The sequence below is a fragment of the Kaistella sp. CFF1-2 genome (assembly GCF_059509915.1).
The window spans coordinates 1-4,148 of sequence record NZ_JCAKLF010000015.1; the positions used below are offsets into that span (position 1 = coordinate 1).

Annotated in this window: 3 protein-coding genes; all 3 read right to left on the reverse strand. The window is 30.7% G+C overall.

Translation table 11 applies throughout. From position 1 onward, the window contains the following. Window positions 1-199: 199 nt before the first annotated feature. Window positions 200-871, reverse strand: a complete 672-nt coding sequence (locus tag AC5XHR_RS13610; RefSeq protein ID WP_495951325.1) for a hypothetical protein — start codon at window positions 869-871, stop codon at window positions 200-202. A gap of 87 nt (window positions 872-958) precedes the next feature. Further along, on the reverse strand, window positions 959-2,068 hold the full coding sequence (locus tag AC5XHR_RS13615) for a restriction endonuclease subunit S (RefSeq protein ID WP_495951326.1): 1,110 nt from the start codon (window positions 2,066-2,068) through the stop codon (window positions 959-961). Continuing rightward, on the reverse strand, window positions 2,058-3,923 hold the full coding sequence (locus tag AC5XHR_RS13620; protein WP_495951327.1) for an HsdM family class I SAM-dependent methyltransferase: 1,866 nt from the start codon (window positions 3,921-3,923) through the stop codon (window positions 2,058-2,060). The genes AC5XHR_RS13615 and AC5XHR_RS13620 overlap by 11 nt, the downstream gene beginning before the upstream one ends. Between the last annotated feature and the right edge of the window lie 225 nt (window positions 3,924-4,148).

Genomic DNA, 4,148 nt, shown 5'->3' on the forward strand with positions numbered 1-4,148 from the left:
GAAAAGGCTTTGCGAGGTGCGGGCTACTGCAAACCGAAAGTCGGGAGGAGAACCAATCTCTAGCAAAAACTTTTTCCATTTTTTAAAATTACGAAAAAACTAAAAAATGGAAAAGTTTTTTGCGGGTACTTTCTAGAATTTCTCTGAGATTTCCTTCAACCCCGCATCTTGCAAAACCCATGTTATCTGCAGCCCTTTTTTACCAACTTCCACCGTTAATTTCTTTCGTATCAATGTTTAGTGAAAATTCCGACCATTCTTCTGTTGAATTGGTTGGGTCGTAACATTCACCAATTAAAATATTATTTTCTATTCTTAAGTTTTCAATTCCATCCCAAGAAATTCTTTTGCTCGTCCAAATGTTCCAATTGTCAATATTTACGATTGTAATTTCAGTATTTGTAGAGAAAATTATTAAGTTTTTGTATTCAAAATAATACTTAAAATCAAGACCAAATATTTTCAAAGGTTTTTGATTTTCGGGTGTCATCAAATATGCAAGTCCACCTGCAATTACTAAAATCTTATTTTGAGCAGTTATATCAAACACTTTATTTAAATTAGACCACCCTGTTTTAAAATTCCCAACCCAAAAATTTCCGTCATTTTGAAAAAATTTCACAACAAAACCTTCTTGAAAATAACTTTCATTATTTTCAGTTACGGAAATATACATTGGTCCGTAGGTTGGAAGACTATCTAATATTTCAAAATTTGGCTTTGACACGGTGGTTTGATAGGGTTGCAGATAACGGAAAAAGTATTGGCGAAGTGCGGGCTTTCGAAGAACTAAATGTTCAAGAACGACCAAACGTAGCGAATGCTTTTTAACTTCTGCTAACTTACAAAAAAATGCAGAATTGAAAAGCATGAGCGGATTATTTTTTCTGCTTTTCAATTTTGCACTTTCCCCCGCATTTTGCCAATACAATGTTAGCCGTGCGGTGTATTTTCTTTATTAAATTCTGTCCCCATATGGCAATGATTTAATAATATTTTCCATCAATTTCCAATCGGGGATAAGTCCTTCTTCGGAGTATTCTTTATTTTTATCATTAAACAATTCTTTATTTTCGGTTTTTAAAACAGGAAGTTTTATTGTGAAATCTTTACGAATATGAGAGTTTAATTCCCTACCAAAAGCTAAATATTTGATTTTACATTCATTTCGAATTAATGCCGATATAAATAATTTAGTATGGATTGATAATGGTTCTTTTTCTTGTAATACTGCAACATTTTGAGCAGTATAAAAAGGTTCTTTTTGAATAAAACATGTTCCTAAAAAACTTCCTCCTAAAGCAACGGACATTGCACCTGCGGGAAATGGTGTTTCACCATTTATTTCATCTATAAAACCAACTACACCATTTCCATTACTGTCCCTAGAAACATAATTAAATTTTGGATCAAAATCAGTTGTTTTAATAGAGTCAATCCCATTGCCCATAGTTATATTGAAAAGTTTATATAAAAAAAACTCTTTCCATTCCAATGTATCAAATTTGTAATTCTTTTCTTTAGAATTAATGGTTGTAATTGGTTTACAATTAAGTTCTTTAATATAGCTTTCCATCCATAACCAATCAGGTTCACCAGTGTCTGTTGCAGGTAAAAGTATTTTAGATTTTTTCATCCTATCAGGTCTCCATTTTCTCCCATATCCCCATCTGTATCTATCCTTCATAATGATTGAAGCAATAAATAAACCTGTAAATTGATTAAATTCTCCATCAATTCTATATAATGGATTTACGTCATGACTACAAGTAAATTGGTTATCTTGATAATATGCATAACCTACAGAACCGTTATTAGTTACACAAACTGCTTTACCTGAAAATATTTTTCTATCTAAAGATTCATTTGGTTCATTTCCTGTTTTTGAAGAAGTTTCTATTTCATCTAATGTATAATAACCTGTTACACCATTATTACTATCAGTTGCTCCTAAAAATGGAATATTGCCAATACCAGATGATTCTGGTTTTTTATTATAAAATCCTTTCTCTATTCTAAATATTTTAGGGAATTCAAAAAGTTTCCAATTTTCGACATTAATTTTCATAGACATAACCTTCTTTTACTAAATGAGCCAAATATGAGTTAATTACATTTTGGAAATCTGTAATTTCCAACTTCGTATAATCTGTTTCCATATATGCTTCTGCTAACCACTCGTCGCTCCAAGTAACTTTTCTCATAACTGATAAACCGGCTATTTCTTTTTTATTTTTATATAAGTCAAGCCACATTTTTTCTGTTTTAACCCACAAACTATTTCCATTTTCATCAGTCAACTCAATTCTGCCTAAACCTTTTCTTTTGGTGAAATTGTCCTCTCGATAATAACCGAAAAATGTTTCTTTATTTGATTTTTCATGCTTCTGAGAAAGGTCAAAAACCATACATACCGCCACTGCAGCAGCACCTGGATAAAACATTTCAACAGGTAAAGAAAAAACTGCATCTAATGTATAATTGTCAAGCATTTTTTTCTTAAACTCTTTCACATCATTGCTTGTACCGATTGCCGCTTGCATTGGTAGTAATACTGCCATTTTACAGTGCGGTGAGACTTTTCTAGCAACCCATTCAACAAAATGAAACCCTTTAGAAGGATCTTCTTTTTTCTTGCTATCCCAATTGTTTGTATATTCAGGATTACAGAATTTTTTAGTTGCATTATATGGAGGATTCATTAAAACAACATTGATGTTGTTGTCTTCAATCCATTTTCCCTTATTAAAAACAGAGTCTTGTACTACATTTGAATTTCCATCTCCATGAATAAGCATATTTGTTGAAGATAATCCAAATGCACCAGCTTCGTATTCTATTCCAAAAATCTGATCTTGTTTTACCTTTTCTCTTTCCTCTTCAGTTTCACAATCATCCATAGCGTCAGTCATTGCTCTTACAAGAAATGCTCCACTACCACAGCAAGGGTCTAAAACTCTAGAATATTTATTTACTCCAACTACTTTACTCATAAAACTACAAATATGGTCAGGTGTAAAAGCTTGATTTTTATCTGATTTACCAACATATTTATTGAATGTTGTGAAAAACAAATTAAGTAAATCTTGACCAGCAGTGTTTTTATCATTTATATAGGGAACTATATTTACATCTATATATTTTAGTATGTCTGAAAGTTCCTTATAGGTAAGGCTTTGTATATCTTGATCGTCTAAAACTTTTGTATTTAGAATGGCTAATTTACTAGCTTTGTTTATACTTCCGCTTTTAGTTAGTAATCCTTCTAAAATAGCCTTAATATTATTAACAACTACACTTTCGGGATTTAAAGTTTTACCTGTTTTGGGATTAATAGTTTCTTTTATATTTTCATAAACTAAACCATTTTTTAAAGCTAACAAACAAGTGCCAACAAATTGACTTCTTAACTTTTCGTTAACTCCATCTGAGTGTAGTTTTTCATTAAGAATCTTAATGGAATCAATTACCTTAATTTTGTCATTTACTTTACCAAAACATATTTCTTCATATTCTTCAAATGTCTTTAGTTTAAACTCTTCAGCTATTCTGTGTTCATCATCAATAATTACGGATTGACCATACCATACCCAAACATCATCACTTTCTGTTTCTGCAAGAATAGCAACAATTCTTTTATCAGAATATGCTTTTTCATATCTTACATAATCTTGTAATTGTTTTTGGATTTTATTTTTATCCCATTTTGTGAACTTATTTTTAGTCTCCACTAAAATAGCAAGTCTCTCATTTTCAAATTTAATATCAAGATAATGATGATTTTTGTTTATGTCACCTTTCTGATAATTTTTAATATCTTTTCCTACAGATTTTAGTGCAGATGGGTAGCTAAATTCACCAGACTCAGTATTACCTATATGATATTGTGTTCCAATTTTTTCTATTATTTCGAATCTATTCACTTTTTATATTCTAAATTAAGGTGGTAAATTTACGTTTTTATAAAGGATTTTTCTATATAGCACGTACTTTATACACTGACGGCTAACGGAAAAAGTATTTGCGAAGAGCGGGCTACTTAGTGTCCAATTTCAAAAGAAAACCGACCCAAAGCAAAATGCTTTTCAGATTTCTAAATTACAAAAAAAAGAAATATGAAAAGCATTTTGCGGATATTGCTAACTGAA

Bases quoted from the DNA above. Each gene is read 5' to 3' on its own strand.
- AC5XHR_RS13610 (WP_495951325.1), bottom strand. From the start codon at position 871: ATGCTTTTCAATTCTGCATTTTTTTGTAAGTTAGCAGAAGTTAAAAAG.
- AC5XHR_RS13615 (WP_495951326.1), bottom strand. From the start codon at position 2,068: ATGAAAATTAATGTCGAAAATTGGAAACTTTTTGAATTCCCTAAAATA.